Below are 15,462 nucleotides of genomic sequence, written 5' to 3'. Positions count from 1 at the left end.
GGTGTCCAGAGGCGATGCCTCTACCCCTCCCCCTTCAAGGCACGTAGGCCTTGACGGCACAAGGCCGTTGAGGGCCGGGTTTGCAAGCAGCCCCTTTATGGCTTCCCTTATGCCCTCTCCCTTTTCAGGGTCTGAATTCAAGTCCCCTATCACAACAAAGGGCTCCATGACCTTAAAGGGCTCCACATTAGGAAGCGCCCTTCCGCTTATGTACTCGTTTAGAAAGTTTAACTGATCTCCATTTCTTTCCTTGTTTAAAAAGCCCCTCACAGGGATGGAGGCATGAAGAAGGATTGCATGCACAACCCTTCCCTCTATGCTTAAAGGCACATCCAGGAGATTTGTGCTAAATAGGGGAAAGCTCTCGTGGACCTCCCCGGCCTGCTCACCAAGACAACTCAGTCCCCCAGATAGGGCCCTCCAGGGGAAGCCCTCAAAGCTCCTTATCCCCTCTTTGAGTATTGGAAACCAGCTAAAAAGAGCGATGCCATACTGGCCCTCAAAAAGCCCGAACCCCTTAAGGTCAAATGGTTGAGGGAGGCCTGTGGACACCCCTGAGTTCGTGGGCCCTATGTAATGGTAAGGGTAGTGAAGAGGGGCATCGCCCCTTTGAAGAAAATTTTCAAGGAACAACCGAGGAGCCTCAGGGCGGGTTTCTATCTCGTTTATGGAAAGAACATCCGGCCTCAATTTTTTTATGATGGCCGATGCGGATAAAACTTGAGGGTGCTCAGACTCAAGGAGCTTCCCCACAGTGAGATCTCTTATATTGAAATGGCCGAACCTTATGCGCATCATTTTTACAGTATACCTGAAAAAATTTGCTACTTACGTTACTTATTTAGGCCTTGACATATCTGAAATCAATACGTATACTACACGTATATAATGGAGGATTTCAATGCAAAAGAAGTTGACTATAACAGTAGATGAGGAAGTTTATGCGGGCCTTCATAAGACCATTGGCCCACGCAAAATTAGCAAATTTGTTGAGGAACTGGTGCGCCCTCATGTCGTACGCCCAAATCTGGAAGCGGCTTACAACCAAATGGCAAAAGACAAAAAGCGGGAAGAGAAAGCCCTGGAATGGGCAGAGGCAACTTTTAAGGATATAGCCCATGAAAAGAGGTGAGGTTTGGTGGGTTAATTTTGATCCCTCCGTTGGCGGAGAGATTAGGAAGAAACGCCCTGCTGTCATCGTAAGTAATGATGCGTCAAATAAGTTCCTCAATCGAGTTCAAGTTGTTCCTCTTACAAGTAAGACAGACCGTCTGTATCCCAGTGAAGCGCTTGTTATATTTGACGGCAAAGAAAGCAAGGCCATGGCCGATCAATTGGCTACTGTAAGCAAGTTGAGACTATTCAAACGTGCCGGAGTACTTTCAGAAAAAGATATGCTGAGGATTGGCGAGGCGATTAAAATACAATTAGATATTTACTGAAATTGGGCTAACAATAAAATCCAACCGCCGCACAGTTCAGGCGTTATGCATAAATTAAAACTCAGTATTTTACTTCTTATTTCCGTGCTTGCTGGGTGTGCTGGTTATGGGCGTCTGTTAATTGAAAGCTATACGAATCCGTTAGAGCCACAGATCTTCAAGCATGCAGACGGAACAGAAAGCCTCTATTACCAATTCTCCATTGGAGATGGGACGAATGCCGACACGTATCTCTTTTTTATCGGGGGTTCTGGGTGTCACAGCCATAAGTATTACCTTCGGCAATACCTTGAAGGCTTATCCGGAAACATAAAGGTTTTGGCCTTGCAAAAGCGAGCTGTCGGGGACAGGACCACGGGACTATTTGGTTGCAGCGATCAGTTCCACGAGTTCGATTATTTTGCGCAGTGGGTCTCTGATCAAAGCCAATTCGTATCACGGATACTAAACTCCGCCACGATAAAACCGCGAAAGGTTCTCATGTTTGGAGTTTCCGAAGGGGCTAATGTGGCCGCTGCAATCGCAGCAAGCGAGTCGAGAGTGACCCATCTGGCAATAATTGGGCATGGGGGTATGAAGCAGATTGATGAATTGCGAATACTTGCCGGGAAAAATAAATTTCCCGATGACATCGAAAATAATTATCGCAAAATACTGACTGACCCGACCAGTACGTCGAAAAGAGTATACGGCCATGGTTACCGCTATTGGGCTTCAGCTCTCGATTTAGATCCTATGGACTTCTATTCAAAGCTGACCATTCCCGTATTGGTTGGCTTCGGTGAGAATGATTCCAGCGTACCTGTTGAGGCGGTGTACTACATGAAAGAGCGTTTCCAGGCGTTAGGAAAATCCAATCTTACGCTGTTCATTTACCCAGGAGCAGATCATGTATTGAATGCAAATGGCAAATCTTTTCGGCCTGATTTTTTTAAGAAACTTACAGATTGGCTGTGAAGGATGAATGTAAGAGATAAAATGGAGAAGGTAGTTTTCAAGAACAATAAAGGCCTCAATCTCGTTGCCAATATCATGGGGCGTGATGAGAAGATGTCCAGACCCATTGTGATCTTTGCCCATGGATTGAATAGCAGTAAGGACAGCCCGAGGAATCTGTATATTGCCGAGGGACTGGTGGAAAAGGGATTCTGCTGCTTTCTCCCCGACTTTACAGGACACGGTGAAAGCAAAGGGGATGCCTCTGATGCCACTGTTGAGCAATTTGCCCGGGACCTTGAAGCATCTCTTAACTACATCGACTCCATAAAAGGGATTGACCCCATGAGAATAGGAATATGTGGTTCAAGCATGGGAGGGACGGCTGCCCTTGTCAGATCAAGTATTGATGGGCGTATCATGGCTCTGGCACTGCGGTCCGCCCCAGCGGAGGGATACCTCCAGAACGCCCGCCAGATCCGGATACCAGTATTGATAGTTCAGGGTGACGCAGACCCAATAATGAAAGAAAGCCTTATTCTCTATGAGCATATTTCCGGAGATAAAAAGTTCGTCCTGATTAAAGGTGCAGACCACCTGTATTCGAGGGAGGAGCATATAAGAGAGGCACGGAATGCCATAGTGCAGTGGTTTGTTGAAAGGTTGGGTTCAGAAAGCAGATCAGGAATCTTCAGGGACAGGAGAGATGCAGGGGTTAAACTGGCGGATGAATTAAAGGATTATAAAGACAGAAAAGATGTCCTGGTATTGGCCCTTCCGAGGGGAGGCGTGATTACAGGGTATGAAGTTGCATCCTTTCTTCGTTGTCCTCTCGACATAATCATTGTCAGAAAAATAGGCTTCCCTGGAGAGCCGGAACTGGCCGTAGGAGCGGTCTCAGAGACAGGGACTGTCTTTTTAAATCAATCCATAATATCAACTTACGGGGTTTCCGATAAGTACATCAATGGCGAGATTTCCAGCCAGAAGGCAGAGATTCAAAGGAGGGTTGACTTATACCGGAAGGGGAAAAAGATACCAGATCTAAAGGAGAAGGTCATTATATTGGTTGATGATGGAATTGCCACAGGAGCTACGATGAAGGCAGCCATCTCAGCACTAAAGGCTGAAGGTATAAAGAGGTTGGTTGCAGCCATTCCGGTTGCTCCCCCTGAAACCGCTGAGGAACTGAGGCAAGAGGTGGATGAACTGGTCTGCCTTGAAACCCCTTATGACTTCATGGCAGTCGGGTCATATTATCAGGATTTTACACAGGTAAGTGATGAGGAAGTTGTGGAGATTTTAGAAAGGATGGTCAGGGGTGATAAATTTCTCTGGGGAACCGGGAACAATTAAAGAAAGAATTTAAATTATGGGTTAACTGTTTTTCTGTTTTGGCTGGAGTTGGTTAAAATTGTCAAAAGGGATATATGGCGGTTACAAAAAATTACATTCAGGGGCTTGGTTATTCTGAGCCCTTTTTTCTTGCCCTATTTTGACTCTTGACATTAGCTGTCACGTGTTTTATTGTATATATAAAAATACATACGAGGTGAAGATATGAAATATGCAAACATAAAAGAGCTTCAAAAGGATGCATCAGGCATTATCAGCCGTGTGGAAAAAGGAGAGGATGTTATAATCACAAAGCGTGGCAAACCTGCTGCTGTAATCTATCCTCTGACAGAAGATGTAATTGAAGATTACATGATTCAGCACAGTCCCTCTATAAGAAAAAAAATTGAAGAAGGCTTAAAGGATGTCCGAGAAGGCAGGGTTACACCTATTGATGAATTATTAAAAGCTCGAAGGGCAAGAAAGCGTGCCAAAGTATAAGGTTGGTTTTACTGACAAAGCCTTGAATGACATGGATGATATACCTGATACTGATTTTGAAAAAATCCACAAGGCATGTAAAAGACTTGAAAACAATCCACTACCTGACGGCAAACACATAAAGAAACTCAAAGGATATAAAGACCTGTATAGGCTAAGGATGGGAGACTACAGGGCTGTTTTTGAATGGAAAGGGGAATATATAACTGTTATTAGGATACTTACAAGGCAGGATTTCGGGAAGAGGTTTTAAGAAGAGGTTAAACAATGAAAAGCGACCTTGATGAACACATTGAGAGGCATTTAATAGAAGACTTGTAATCTCCTTGCAGAGGCAATATATAAAACAGACTCTCCCATACTTAGATAAGTTAAGAAGGAACAGTGGGTTACCACCATAAGTCCTTGATTTGGCTGGTGCCGGAGGCCGGATTTGAACCGGCACGGAGTAGAACCCCGAGGGATTTTAAGTCCCTTGCGTCTACCAGTTCCGCCACTCCGGCATGTGAGGTTTTTTAACATTTTATTTAATCAAACGTCAATCCCGCTACAAAATCCCCTTGACTCCTTATACCCTAAATGGCAAAAATATCTTATGGATTTAAAGGCCTACCTCGAAAAGAAAAAAGATCTGGTCGATGGAGCGCTCAGGGCTTATCTGTCTTCGCTAATAAAAAGTGATTCCCTGCCAGAACGCCTTTATAATTCTATCAGCTATTCACTTATGGCAGGGGGCAAACGTTTAAGGCCAATCCTTGCAATTGCAGCATACGAGGCATGCGGAGGCACAGGAGATAAAGTCTTACCTGTAGCAGCAGCCCTTGAGCTGATACATACATACTCTTTGATCCATGACGACCTTCCATCCATGGATAACGACGACCTGAGAAGGGGCAAACCTACAAACCACAGGGTCTTTGGCGAGGCAACTGCAATTCTTACAGGTGATGCGTTACTCACAGATGCCTTTAACTTAATCTCTGAATCAAAAGCAGACCCAGAGGTTCTGTTAAATGTAATCAAGGAAATTTCCAGGGCATCCGGTTCCAGAGGGATGGTGGGCGGCCAGGCAGCAGACATCTATGCAGAGGGCAATATTATTGGAGAAAATGAGATCCGGTATATCCACGCACACAAGACAGCGGCCCTTATAAGGACATCTCTGAGGGTTGGAGTCTTAATGGCAGAAGCATCCCCGGAAAAACTTCATTCTCTGACAAGGTACGGAGAGGGCATAGGCCTTGCCTTTCAAATAGTTGATGACATCCTCGATGTGGAGGGCAGCAGTGAAGAGCTCGGAAAATCAACAGGAGCGGATTCTGGTAAAGGTAAGAACACATATCCCAGTATCTTTGGCCTTGAAGAATCAAAGAAAAAGGCAGAGGCGTTAATAAAAAATTCTCTGAAGGCTATTGAGGGTTTTGACGAGAAGGCAGAGCCTTTAAGAGAGATTGCAATGTATGTCTTGAAGAGGAGGAATTAAAGTGTTGATTGATTCTATAACAAGCCCTGATGATTTGAAAAACCTTACCCTCGCAGAGCTCAAAGAACTTTCCATGGAGCTAAGGGACATTATTATTGAAAGAGTGGCTATAAATGGCGGTCACCTTGCCTCAAACTTAGGCGCCGTTGACCTGACGATTGCGCTGCATTATGTATTTGATTCTCCAAAGGACAAGATAATATGGGATGTGGGCCACCAGTCTTATGCCCATAAACTGATTACAGGAAGGCTTGCTGCCTTCTCAACCCTCAGGCAGTACAAAGGTATCTCAGGCTTTCCCAGGCCTGATGAAAGTCCCCACGATGCCTTTGGCACAGGCCACAGCTCAACATCTATATCGGCTGCATCAGGAATCATCGAGGCGCGGGATCAGAAAAAGGAGGATTTCAAGGTAATAGCTGTAATTGGCGATGGCGCCATGACTGCCGGCCTTGCCTTTGAGGGACTCAACCATGCAGGTCATCTAAAAAAAGATTTGATTGTTATCCTGAATGACAATGAGATGTCTATTTCGCCGAATGTAGGAGCCCTGTCAGCCTATCTCAGCAAACTCATGACAGGCGACTTTTACACAAAGATTAAAAAAGAAACAAAATCCTTTTTAGAAGGCATCCCGAAAGTTGGAGAGCCTGTCCTGAAAATGGCAAAAAAGGCAGAGGACACTGTAAAGGGCTTTTTTATCCCAGGAATGCTTTTTGAGGAGCTGGGTTTTGAGTATGTCGGCCCGATCGATGGCCACAAAATAGAAGCCATGATAGAGGCCTTTGAAAGATTCAGGGATTTTCCTGAGCCGGTCTTAATCCATGTCATAACCAAAAAAGGGAAAGGCTATCAGCCTGCAGAGAAAAATCCCTGCCTCTTTCACGGCATTGGCCCATTTGACATAGAAACAGGAAGCCAGACAATGCATCCATCTGTGAGCTTCAGTGAAGTCTTTGGCAGTTGCCTTGTCAGGCTTGCGAGGGATGACAGCCGCATTGTTGCAATAACAGCAGCAATGACCGAAGGCACAGGGCTCGATAAATTTGCTAAAGCATTTCCAAGGAGATTCTACGATGTGGGGATTGCTGAGCCCCATGCAGTGACCTTTGCAGCAGGGCTTGCAAGTCAGGGCTTGAGGCCGGTCGTGGCAATTTATTCAACATTTCTCCAGAGGGCTTATGATGAGATCGTGCATGATGTCTGTCTGCAGAACCTTCCAGTGGTATTTGTCATTGACAGGGCAGGCATTGTCGGAGAAGACGGGCCAACCCATCACGGAGCATTCGACCTGTCCTATCTCAGACATATCCCCAATATAGTAGTTATGGCGCCAAAGGACGGAAACGAATTACAGCACATGCTCAAGACCGCCCTCTCCTATAACGGGCCGAGTGCAATAAGGTATCCGAGAGGTAAGGCCATAGATGTGTCAATCGAAGATTCCCGCCACAGGCGGGTCGCCGAGGAGACGCACCGAATGGACAAAGAATTAAAAGAACTCCTGATAGGGGAGGCAGAAATCCTCAGACACGGAGGCGATATTTTAATCATTGCAGCAGGAAGCTCTGTAAAACCAGCACTTGAAGCCTCAGGGCATCTGTTAAAGTTCGGAATAGATGCTACCGTGGTCAATGCAAGGTTCGTCAAGCCAATAGATAAAAACCTCATTGGCTCTCTCGCGAGAGAGATCCCGAATGTCCTTACAGTAGAAGAGAATGCCCTAAAGGGAGGCTTTGGCAGTGCGGTGCTCGAATACTTGTCAGAGCTCGATATCAAGGACCTTAAAATAAAAAGACTTGGCCTCCCGGACAGGTTTATAGAGCAGGGCTCACAGGGCCTGCTCAGGAAAAAACTCGGCCTGGATGCAGAAGGCATTGCCAGAGAGGCTCTTTCTATGGCGGCAAAATTGCCGATAGGGAAAGCTGTCTCAGAATTTTTATAATCGACAGATATTTATATTCTGTTTTAGCTGTTTTAATTGCAATGTTTTTTACCAGGTCCATAAAGGTCTTTTTTATAAGGTGTCGTATAAAAATTCTTCGCCAGCCTTCCCTATCCGTCTTATTAGTTTTACTGCAATTTTTAGTTCTATTTATATTCCTATGATACGCCAGGTGAAAAAGATCCGCCTCGACAGATTACTCGTTGAGAGAGGGCTTATTGAGAGCAGGGAAAAGGCCAGGGCATTGATTTTAGAGGGGAACGTCCTTGTCAATGGCATGAGGGTTGATAAGGCAGGGGCTATGGTAATGGCTGATGCGCCTTTAGAAATTTTGCAAAAAATGCCCTATGTGAGCCGCGGAGGCATCAAGATCGAGGAGGCTATCAGAAACTTCAAAATAAATATTGAAGGCAGGACAGCTATGGATGTCGGCGCCTCTACAGGAGGATTTACTGACTGCCTTTTACAGCACGGAGCCAGAAAGGTTTATGCAATTGATGTTGGGTACGGACAGTTTGCGTGGAGTCTGAGGCATAACCCGAAAGTAGTTCTTCTGGAGAAAACAAATATCAGGTATCTCAAAAAAGAGCTTATAAAAGATGTAATTGATATAGCTACTATTGATGTATCATTTATCTCAATCTTAAAAGTCATCCCAAAAGTCTTAGAGTTTCTGACACCTTACGGAGAGATCATTGCCCTCATAAAGCCACAGTTCGAGGCAGGAAGGGAGAGCGTCGGTAAAGGAGGAGTAGTAAGGGATGAAGCAAAAAGACTTGAGGTTGTTGAGAAAATAAAAATAAAGGCTCAGGAAATGGGCCTTAAAGTCATAGGCGTAGTTCAATCTCCACTGCCTGGACCTAAAGGGAATATTGAGTATTTTATATACCTGAAGAAAAACGGCTAACCCCTCCCGAGCACTATTTTTTAAATTGACCCACGGCTTTTTGTTATGTATCATAAAAATTGTGGAAGACCTGAAGTTAATAGCCCTTGACCTTTCAGCCCTCTCAGAAGATGTGATTCAAATACTCCTCACAGACCGCACTGTTGAGCCGTCCTTCTTTGATGAGGTAGCAAGAGCCAACACCCACAGGCCAGAGATATTGCAATACCTCCTCAGACACCCAAGAACACCCGACCCAACAAGAGAATTTGTGGCCCAGACACTTCAGGTTCCGGCTGTCCAGGTCATAGAGGAAGAGCTGACAGAAGAACAAAAGGCACAAACACTCCTGCTGAGGGTTCAGAGGATGAGGGTAGGCGAAAGGATTCAGCTTGCACTGAAGGGTGGTAGAGATATCAGGTCAATCCTGATAAGGGATCCCAATAAAGAGGTAATGTTGACGGTCCTTGAAAACCCAAAGATAACAGAAGGCGAAATTGAATTGATTGCAAAGTCGCGGAACTCCTCTGAGGAAGTCCTGCGGACAATTGCAAAAAAAAGGGAGTGGCTTAAAAGTTACTACATCATACTGGCCCTCGTGACAAATCCCAAGACCCCGGCAGGTATTGCCTTAAACCACATAAGCACCTTGCGGATTAAAGACTTAGCGATGATTGAGAACAATAAAAATGTCGCAGATGTTGTAAGGGCAGCAGCAAAAAAGTTAGTAGAGGCGAGGAGGCCAAAATAAAATTTGAAGGATTATTATGAGGCATTAGGCATAAGCCAGAATGCGAGTCAATCAGAGATAAAGAGCGCCTACAGGAATCTCGTCAAACAGTACCATCCCGATAACCCTTCTTCAAAAGACCTGGTAAATGCTGAGGAGAAATTCCTCCTGATAAATGAGGCATATGAAACACTGATAGATGAAAGCCGGCGTAAGGTTTACGATGAATCTATTGCCCTAAAAGCTGCAGGGAAGACAGTTTCCGGAGAAAGCATAAAAGACAGGGCAAGGAATTACTTCTACCATGGTAGAAAGGCTTATAAGGCCGGCAATTTTAATAAAGCTATAAACTTATTCCAGACGGCAATAAACCTGGACTCGCAAAGTCCTCTTTACTATTCGTGGCTCGGACTTGCACTATCAAACATGCCAGATAAATTATCCGAAGCCAAAAAATGGTGTGAAAAGGCAATAAAGCTCTCACCTCATAATTCCGACTATTATGTAAATTTAGCCCTTATTTACAGAGAAGCAGGGATAAAATCCATGGCTGTCAGATACCTCAAAGAAGCCCTCAAGTGGGACCCTGAAAACCAGAGAGCCCTTTCATGGCTATATGAACTCGAAGATAAGAAAACTAACTTTAAAGACAGGTTGAAAGGTTTTTTTCAATCGGGGTTAAAAAAATAATTGAAAATTTTTTATAAATATGTTTTAAATGTATTCTTAAAAAGATAGGTCCTGTTAGAAATTCTATTTCTAACAGGATACGAAAGGAGAAAATATTGAAGACACTATTCTCGACAATAACTGATGAGGAGTTGATTTATGAAAAACCCCGAAGAAGTCGGAAGCCGGAACCCTCGGGAATCGGGATGCCAAAACTTCAGCAAGCCTTACCAATGCCGAGGAAGTTTTCCCTTGTAGCAGCTTGCTCTGAAGGCAGGACTGAACTTACAGCATTTGACAGGGCATTGCTCAAGGCAGGTGTTGGAAATGTAAATCTTCTAAAAGTCAGCAGCATCCTGCCGCCAAATGCACGGTTCAGCGAATCCCTCGACATAAGGCCAGGCTCACTCCTGCCAATAGCTTATGGTTCCATGACAAGCTCCAATCCAGGCGAGCTGATTGCAGCATCAGTCGGTATAGGAATCTCTTCAGAAGAAAGCTACGGAGTGATAATGGAGTTCTCCGGCTCCTGCTCAAAAGATGAAGCCCTGGAGAGGGTTTCGGACATGGTTAGAGAGGCATTTGAAGTCAGAGAGTTGCCTTTAAGAAATCTGATGGTAAAAGGTGTCGAGCACCGGGTCGAAAAGATAGGCTGCGTATTTGCGGCTGTTCCACTGTGGTATTAAAAAGTGGAACTCTGGTTTACCGAAAAGCAGACAGAAAACCTTGGCTTATCCATAAAAGTAAAAGAGACCATTTACAGAGAGCGCTCAGAGTATCAGGACATCCTGATAGTTGAAAGCCTTCAGTTTGGAAGAACCCTCCTCCTCGACGGCACATTTCAGACAACAGAAAAAGACGAATTTTTTTATCACGAGATGCTCACTCATGTAGGGCTCTCTGCACATCCAGAGCCAAGGAAAGTCCTCATCATAGGAGGTGGCGATGGAGGTGCTGTCAGGGAAGCCTTAAAACATTCCTCAGTTGAGCAGGTAGTATTAGTAGAAATAGACGGAAAGGTAATAGAGGCATCAAAAAGGTATCTGCCTTTGATAAGCTCCTGCCTTGATGACCCGAAGGTTAAAGTGCTCGTTACAGATGGGATTAAATATCTCAAAAAGACAACTGAAGGCTTCGACGTGATTTTAATAGACTCCACAGACCCTGTAGGCCCTGCTGTAGGCCTTTTTGAACATGAATTTTACTCCTCTGTTAATAAGGCACTTAATCCCGAGGGTTTTTTGGTTGCCCAGACAGAATCCCCTTTTCTCCACACTGATTTGATTGTAAGGGTCAACAGGACTCTTTCTGAAATCTTCCCGACTGTCAAAGTCTATCTTGCACCTGTGCCAACCTATCCAACAGGCTACTGGAGCTTTACCATAGCTTCTAAAACACATGACCCATCCATTCCAAGGCGGCAGATAGAGGGGCCAACCAGATACTACAATCAGGACATACACCGGGCATCCTTTTCACTCCCTTCTTTTCTGAAGGACGCCCTTGAATGATAGAGCCGGTTAAGCCTTTCCTGGGCAGCAGGAAAAATTACAATGCATCCTCCATCATTATTTTCAGTGTGCCACTCGATGCAACAACTACCTTCAGGCCAGGGGCACGTTTTGGCCCATCTTCAATAAGAGACGCCTCTTATGTGCTTGAGGAGCACGACTACATTACAGGAGAGGATATTTTAGATGTTCCATTTCATGACCTTGGAGAGCTTCAGCTTTCAGGAGACCTCAGCGCTGCTCTTAATGAAATCAAAAAAGCAGCAGATAAAATTTTAAAGGACAGCAAAAAACCGCTTGCCCTCGGAGGAGAACACCTTATAACATATCCACTGATTCAGGCCATGATTAAAAAATATTCAGACCTGCATGTAATCGTATTTGACGCACATACAGATTTAAGAGACGAATACCTCGGGCTCAAGACCTCTCATGCAACAGTGATGAGAAGGGTCTATGACCTCTTAGGGCCTAAGAGGCTATATCAGTTTGGGGTAAGGTCGGGTTCAAAGGAAGAGAAGGACTTTTCACCGGGCAGAATAATAGGCTCATCATTTCCAGGAAAAAATCTCTTGAACAAACTGAAGGCAAAACCAGTATATTTAAGCATTGATATAGATGTCTTAGAGCCTGCATCTGCGCCCGGCACAGGGACGCCTGAACCATGCGGATGGAGCACAAAAGAGCTTATAAACTCTATCAAGGCACTCAGGGGATTAAATGTTATCGGGGCAGACCTCGTTGAGGTCTCTCCGCACCATGACCCCTCAGGCATAACAGCCATCAATGCTGCAAGGGCAGTCAGGGAACTATTGCACCTGTTACATAAGACAAAATTCTAAATCCAAAACTATGACCCTTATCGAGGCGCAAGATCTTACAAAGAATTTCAACTCCCTCTGTGCGGTTGATAATATCAACTTCTCCATTCATAAACAGGAGTGTTTCGGCTTTCTCGGCCCCAATGGTGCAGGAAAGACAACTACCATGAAGATGATTTACTGCATGGTTCCACCCTCTAAAGGCACAATACACGTCTTTGGCCTTGATGTGCGTAAAGAGTCGCGGAAAATTAAAGGAAGAATTGGAGTAATGCCCCAGGAGGACAACCTCGACCCTGACCTCACTGTATATGAAAACCTGATAGTTTATTCAAGATATTTTGACATACCCCGCAATGAGTCCAGGAAAAGGGCTTATGAGCTGCTCCAGTTTGTTGAGCTGTGGGAAAAGCAGGGAGTAAACATAAGGAGCCTCTCAGGAGGAATGAAGCGGAGGCTTATTTTAGCAAGGTCATTGATAAATCAGCCTGAAATACTCATCCTCGACGAACCCACAACAGGCCTTGATCCGCACAGCCGCCATATGGTATGGCAGAGGCTTGAGGAGCTTAAAAAAAATGGTACTACCATTATTTTAACCACCCATTACATGGAAGAAGCCGAGAGGTTGTGCGACAGGGTTGCGATTATGGACGCAGGGAAAATAGTTTCTGCAGGAAGTCCGAAAGAACTCATGGACAGATATGGCGGCAATCTTGAAGATGTTTATTTAAAATTAACAGGAAAGACTCTTAATGCTTAAAGAACACAAAATAAATCTACACCCCAAAAAGGCATTCAGGGTCTGGCAGAGAAACCTGACAGTTTACAGAAAGCTCTACAAATCAAGCCTTATTGTGAACTTTGTCGAGCCGATGATATATCTCCTTGCAATTGGAATAGGCCTCGGAGCATATGTGAAAGAAATAAACGGCGTGCCATATTTAAACTTTATTGCCCCTGGAATCCTCGCATCTTCTGCCATGTTTGCGGCATCCTTTGAGTGCACCTATGGTAGTTTTGTAAGGATGACCTATCAGAAGACCTTTGACGCCATACTCGCAACACCAGTAAATATAGAAGACCTTGTCCTCGGAGAACTCCTCTGGGGAACAACAAAGAGCGTGATCTATGGAAGCATCATCCTCGTTGTGATAGCAGCCTTTGGCCTTGTCGAATCTCCACTTGTGATTTTCCTTCCATTGATACTCATTGTAAGCGGCCTTCTCTTTGCAGAAATAGCAATGATATTCACATCCATATCACCTGGCATAGACACATTCAATTACTTCTTTACCCTTTTTATGACCCCTATGTTTCTCTTCTCAGGCATCTTCTTCCCACTGGATGGCCTTCCTCCAATAATCGGACAGATTGCTGAATTTACTCCGCTTTATCATCTCGTCAATGTCTGCCGATCATTAACATTCGGAAAAGCCATGCCCCTCATGGATATACTCTATCTGCTTGCTGCAGCCTCCATCCTCCTCTATCCTCCAATAGCACTTATAAGGAGAAGGCTTATCAAGTAAACCCGGTAGAAAAATTGTTCTACCAGGGTCACAATTCCTCTACAAACAGATTCTCTTTCTTCTCTTTCCCTATTGTCGTCTCAGGGCCATGACCTGGAAAGACTATCGTGTCTTCTGGCAGATCGAGGAGTCTTTTGAAGGATTCTCTTAGCTTTGTCATATCTCCACCGTGAAAATCTGTCCTTCCAACAGAGCCCTGGAAAAGGGTATCGCCTGTTATTAAATGGTCATTGCCATAAAGGCATATCCCTCCTGGACTGTGCCCTGGTGTGTGGAGGACATTGAATGTCATACTGCCTATCTTTAGGCTATCTCCTTCATTAAGAAAACCGTCTGGCTCTGGAAGGGCATTGAGGTCAAAACCCCAGAAGGCTGCCTGGTCTTGAGCACCAGCGTATAATTCACTGTCACCTTTATGGATTAACAGTTTTGCTCCTGTAGCATCTCTGAGGTCTCCTACTGCCCCTACGTGGTCAAAGTGGGCATGCGTGCATACAATGGTGGTTACCCTGAGTCCTGTCTCTTCGATGAGGTCTAATATCCTGTCAGGTTCATCTCCAGGGTCAACTACCAGTGTATCTCCTGTGACTTCGTCGCTAATAATATAACAGTTTGCCTCAAGAGGCCCAACAACGAGTTTTCTGATAATCATTATCCTCCTCTGTCACCCCATAAAGCCAGTAAACAATCTCATCTATTTTTTCATCGGTAACCTCAATTTCTCGTTCTATTTTATCACGCTCTGAGGAAGGAGGAAAGGTAGCTTTTTTATGCAGTTCAAGCATGCAATACTAATTCTTCCAGTTTTCTACTTTTAGTCCTTCGATTCGTCCAAAATGCTCAATATTATCAGTAACCATGACAAAATTATTTGATAAGGCAATGCCTGCAATCAATATATCTATGTCATCAATGAGTCTCCCTGATTTTTTAAGCGAAGCATAAATTTTACAGGAGGCTGAAATGCTCGCCTTATCGAGATTTATAATATCTATGAGTTCACAAAATTTCTCAAATTCAGCAATTCTTTTATTTGCATCAATGCTTTGAAGTCCACTGACAATTTCATAGTAAGAAATAATGGGAATGGAAAGCAGATCAATATTGCCAGAGATTTTTTCTTTGAAATTTTCAATACCTTTGAGGTAGTAAGAGATGATATTAGTATCTAACAGATATTTTCTCACAGAATCCTTTCTCTGTAAGTTCTTTTACGTCTCGCCTGTATATCGTCAAGTACTGCGGTTTCTTTAGGGGACATGCCTTTCCAAATTCCAAAAAACTTTACTGCCTCACTGTACCGGTCTTTGGGAGCTTTTTTCTTGCTCTCAATCTCCACTCTGAAAAGATGAACAACATCATAAAGCTCAGCAATTTTGTCTTTTGGTATCTTTTCGACTTCTTTAATTATCTTCTCCTTGATACTTGCCATAGTAACCACCTCCTTTTGATTGATTATAGCATAATAGGACTGCGCCTTAACGCTCCTTTCCCCCCTCTTATCTTAATAGGGAGGACTACTTGCCCTTAATTATCTTTGTTTTACCTCTATCAAGAACTCCTTAGAGTGCTTTTAAAAGAGCAAAATTAAAGACCAGTCCCTACCGATTTTCTGTTGCCGGAAATAATTCAGTCCTGCTATTCTTTTTTATTGTTTTTTTTTTATTACCC

At 44.2% G+C, this 15,462-nt stretch carries 20 protein-coding genes and 1 tRNA gene; 16 read left to right on the top strand and 5 right to left on the bottom strand.

Annotated features, from left to right (window positions below):
• On the bottom strand, positions 1-798 hold a 798-nt coding region (locus HZC12_03040), incomplete at its 3' end, for an endonuclease/exonuclease/phosphatase family protein (GenBank protein ID MBI5025702.1).
• A 103-nt stretch (positions 799-901) separates the two neighbouring features.
• On the opposite strand from HZC12_03040, the gene HZC12_03035 reads away from it, so the two are divergent.
• The 6 genes from HZC12_03035 to HZC12_03010 all read left to right on the top strand — a co-directional run bounded on the left by HZC12_03035 (position 902) and on the right by HZC12_03010 (position 4,467).
• A complete protein-coding gene (locus HZC12_03035) occupies positions 902-1,132 on the top strand; it encodes a hypothetical protein (GenBank protein ID MBI5025701.1) in 231 nt (76 codons plus the stop codon).
• Positions 1,119-1,442 carry a type II toxin-antitoxin system PemK/MazF family toxin gene (locus tag HZC12_03030; protein ID MBI5025700.1) on the top strand — a complete coding sequence of 108 codons (324 nt, stop codon included), beginning with the start codon at positions 1,119-1,121 and terminating at the stop codon, positions 1,440-1,442. The genes HZC12_03035 and HZC12_03030 overlap by 14 nt, the downstream gene beginning before the upstream one ends.
• A gap of 45 nt (positions 1,443-1,487) precedes the next feature.
• Positions 1,488-2,399: a prolyl oligopeptidase family serine peptidase gene (locus HZC12_03025; GenBank protein MBI5025699.1), complete on the top strand. Its 912-nt coding sequence runs from the start codon at positions 1,488-1,490 to the stop codon at positions 2,397-2,399.
• A gap of 21 nt (positions 2,400-2,420) precedes the next feature.
• Positions 2,421-3,734, top strand: a complete 1,314-nt coding sequence (locus HZC12_03020) for an alpha/beta fold hydrolase (protein ID MBI5025698.1) — start codon at positions 2,421-2,423, stop codon at positions 3,732-3,734.
• A 204-nt stretch (positions 3,735-3,938) separates the two neighbouring features.
• Positions 3,939-4,214 carry a type II toxin-antitoxin system prevent-host-death family antitoxin gene (locus tag HZC12_03015; GenBank protein ID MBI5025697.1) on the top strand — a complete coding sequence of 92 codons (276 nt, stop codon included), beginning with the start codon at positions 3,939-3,941 and terminating at the stop codon, positions 4,212-4,214.
• Positions 4,201-4,467, top strand: a complete 267-nt coding sequence (locus tag HZC12_03010) for a type II toxin-antitoxin system RelE/ParE family toxin (GenBank protein ID MBI5025696.1) — start codon at positions 4,201-4,203, stop codon at positions 4,465-4,467. The genes HZC12_03015 and HZC12_03010 overlap by 14 nt, the downstream gene beginning before the upstream one ends.
• A 162-nt stretch (positions 4,468-4,629) precedes the next feature.
• Here HZC12_03010 and HZC12_03005 read toward each other — a convergent pair.
• Positions 4,630-4,717: transfer RNA gene (locus HZC12_03005), tRNA-Leu, on the bottom strand.
• A gap of 92 nt (positions 4,718-4,809) precedes the next feature.
• Between HZC12_03005 and HZC12_03000 the strand changes: the two genes are divergently transcribed.
• The 10 genes from HZC12_03000 (at position 4,810) to HZC12_02955 (ending at position 13,791) form a co-directional block, all read left to right on the top strand.
• Positions 4,810-5,697, top strand: a complete 888-nt coding sequence (locus HZC12_03000) for a polyprenyl synthetase family protein (protein ID MBI5025695.1) — start codon at positions 4,810-4,812, stop codon at positions 5,695-5,697.
• Positions 5,693-7,642, top strand: a complete 1,950-nt coding sequence (locus tag HZC12_02995) for a 1-deoxy-D-xylulose-5-phosphate synthase (GenBank protein MBI5025694.1) — start codon at positions 5,693-5,695, stop codon at positions 7,640-7,642. Before HZC12_03000 ends, HZC12_02995 begins: the two co-directional genes overlap by 5 nt.
• Before the next feature lie 160 nt (positions 7,643-7,802).
• A complete protein-coding gene (locus tag HZC12_02990) occupies positions 7,803-8,549 on the top strand; it encodes a TlyA family RNA methyltransferase (GenBank protein MBI5025693.1) in 747 nt (248 codons plus the stop codon).
• A 61-nt stretch (positions 8,550-8,610) separates the two neighbouring features.
• Entirely contained in the window at positions 8,611-9,279 is a 669-nt protein-coding gene (locus tag HZC12_02985) for a hypothetical protein (GenBank protein ID MBI5025692.1), read from the top strand.
• 3 nt (positions 9,280-9,282) lie between these two features.
• A complete protein-coding gene (locus HZC12_02980; protein ID MBI5025691.1) occupies positions 9,283-9,948 on the top strand; it encodes a DnaJ domain-containing protein in 666 nt (221 codons plus the stop codon).
• Between the two features lie 185 nt (positions 9,949-10,133).
• Entirely contained in the window at positions 10,134-10,613 is a 480-nt protein-coding gene (locus tag HZC12_02975) for an arginine decarboxylase, pyruvoyl-dependent (GenBank protein MBI5025690.1), read from the top strand.
• A gap of 3 nt (positions 10,614-10,616) precedes the next feature.
• Entirely contained in the window at positions 10,617-11,438 is an 822-nt protein-coding gene (gene speE, locus HZC12_02970) for a polyamine aminopropyltransferase (protein MBI5025689.1), read from the top strand.
• Positions 11,435-12,280, top strand: a complete 846-nt coding sequence (speB, locus tag HZC12_02965; GenBank protein ID MBI5025688.1) for an agmatinase — start codon at positions 11,435-11,437, stop codon at positions 12,278-12,280. Before speE ends, speB begins: the two co-directional genes overlap by 4 nt.
• Before the next feature lie 10 nt (positions 12,281-12,290).
• Positions 12,291-13,022 carry an ABC transporter ATP-binding protein gene (locus HZC12_02960; protein ID MBI5025687.1) on the top strand — a complete coding sequence of 244 codons (732 nt, stop codon included), beginning with the start codon at positions 12,291-12,293 and terminating at the stop codon, positions 13,020-13,022.
• A complete protein-coding gene (locus tag HZC12_02955; protein MBI5025686.1) occupies positions 13,015-13,791 on the top strand; it encodes an ABC transporter permease in 777 nt (258 codons plus the stop codon). Before HZC12_02960 ends, HZC12_02955 begins: the two co-directional genes overlap by 8 nt.
• 28 nt (positions 13,792-13,819) lie before the next feature.
• On the opposite strand, the gene HZC12_02950 is transcribed toward HZC12_02955, so the two are convergent.
• From HZC12_02950 to HZC12_02940, 3 genes are all read right to left on the bottom strand, one after another.
• The gene (locus HZC12_02950; GenBank protein MBI5025685.1) at positions 13,820-14,443 is read right to left on the bottom strand and encodes an MBL fold metallo-hydrolase; all 624 of its coding nucleotides are present in this window, start codon (positions 14,441-14,443) and stop codon (positions 13,820-13,822) included.
• 139 nt (positions 14,444-14,582) lie between these two features.
• The gene (locus tag HZC12_02945; protein MBI5025684.1) at positions 14,583-14,978 is read right to left on the bottom strand and encodes a type II toxin-antitoxin system VapC family toxin; all 396 of its coding nucleotides are present in this window, start codon (positions 14,976-14,978) and stop codon (positions 14,583-14,585) included.
• The gene (locus HZC12_02940; protein ID MBI5025683.1) at positions 14,975-15,223 is read right to left on the bottom strand and encodes a hypothetical protein; all 249 of its coding nucleotides are present in this window, start codon (positions 15,221-15,223) and stop codon (positions 14,975-14,977) included. The genes HZC12_02945 and HZC12_02940 overlap by 4 nt, the downstream gene beginning before the upstream one ends.
• Positions 15,224-15,462 lie beyond the last annotated feature (239 nt).

This window comes from Nitrospirota bacterium, from assembly GCA_016214385.1.
Taxonomy (GTDB): domain Bacteria; phylum Nitrospirota; class Thermodesulfovibrionia; order UBA6902; family JACROP01; genus JACROP01.
Note: the sequence above shows the minus strand (reverse complement) of the source record. Positions and strands in the feature narration are given on the sequence as shown.

Excerpts from the sequence above, each read along its gene's own strand:
- HZC12_03035 (MBI5025701.1), top strand. The coding sequence starts at position 902 with ATGCAAAAGAAGTTGACTATAACAGTAGATGAGGAAGTTTATGCGGGC.
- HZC12_03030 (MBI5025700.1), top strand. The coding sequence starts at position 1,119 with ATGAAAAGAGGTGAGGTTTGGTGGGTTAATTTTGATCCCTCCGTTGGC.
- HZC12_03025 (MBI5025699.1), top strand. The coding sequence starts at position 1,488 with ATGCATAAATTAAAACTCAGTATTTTACTTCTTATTTCCGTGCTTGCT.
- HZC12_03020 (MBI5025698.1), top strand. The coding sequence starts at position 2,421 with ATGGAGAAGGTAGTTTTCAAGAACAATAAAGGCCTCAATCTCGTTGCC.
- HZC12_03015 (MBI5025697.1), top strand. The coding sequence starts at position 3,939 with ATGAAATATGCAAACATAAAAGAGCTTCAAAAGGATGCATCAGGCATT.
- HZC12_03000 (MBI5025695.1), top strand. The coding sequence starts at position 4,810 with ATGGATTTAAAGGCCTACCTCGAAAAGAAAAAAGATCTGGTCGATGGA.
- HZC12_02990 (MBI5025693.1), top strand. The coding sequence starts at position 7,803 with ATGATACGCCAGGTGAAAAAGATCCGCCTCGACAGATTACTCGTTGAG.
- HZC12_02975 (MBI5025690.1), top strand. The coding sequence starts at position 10,134 with ATGCCAAAACTTCAGCAAGCCTTACCAATGCCGAGGAAGTTTTCCCTT.
- speB (MBI5025688.1), top strand. The coding sequence starts at position 11,435 with ATGATAGAGCCGGTTAAGCCTTTCCTGGGCAGCAGGAAAAATTACAAT.
- HZC12_02960 (MBI5025687.1), top strand. The coding sequence starts at position 12,291 with ATGACCCTTATCGAGGCGCAAGATCTTACAAAGAATTTCAACTCCCTC.
- HZC12_02955 (MBI5025686.1), top strand. The coding sequence starts at position 13,015 with ATGCTTAAAGAACACAAAATAAATCTACACCCCAAAAAGGCATTCAGG.
- HZC12_02950 (MBI5025685.1), bottom strand. The coding sequence starts at position 14,443 with ATGATTATCAGAAAACTCGTTGTTGGGCCTCTTGAGGCAAACTGTTAT.
- HZC12_02940 (MBI5025683.1), bottom strand. The coding sequence starts at position 15,223 with ATGGCAAGTATCAAGGAGAAGATAATTAAAGAAGTCGAAAAGATACCA.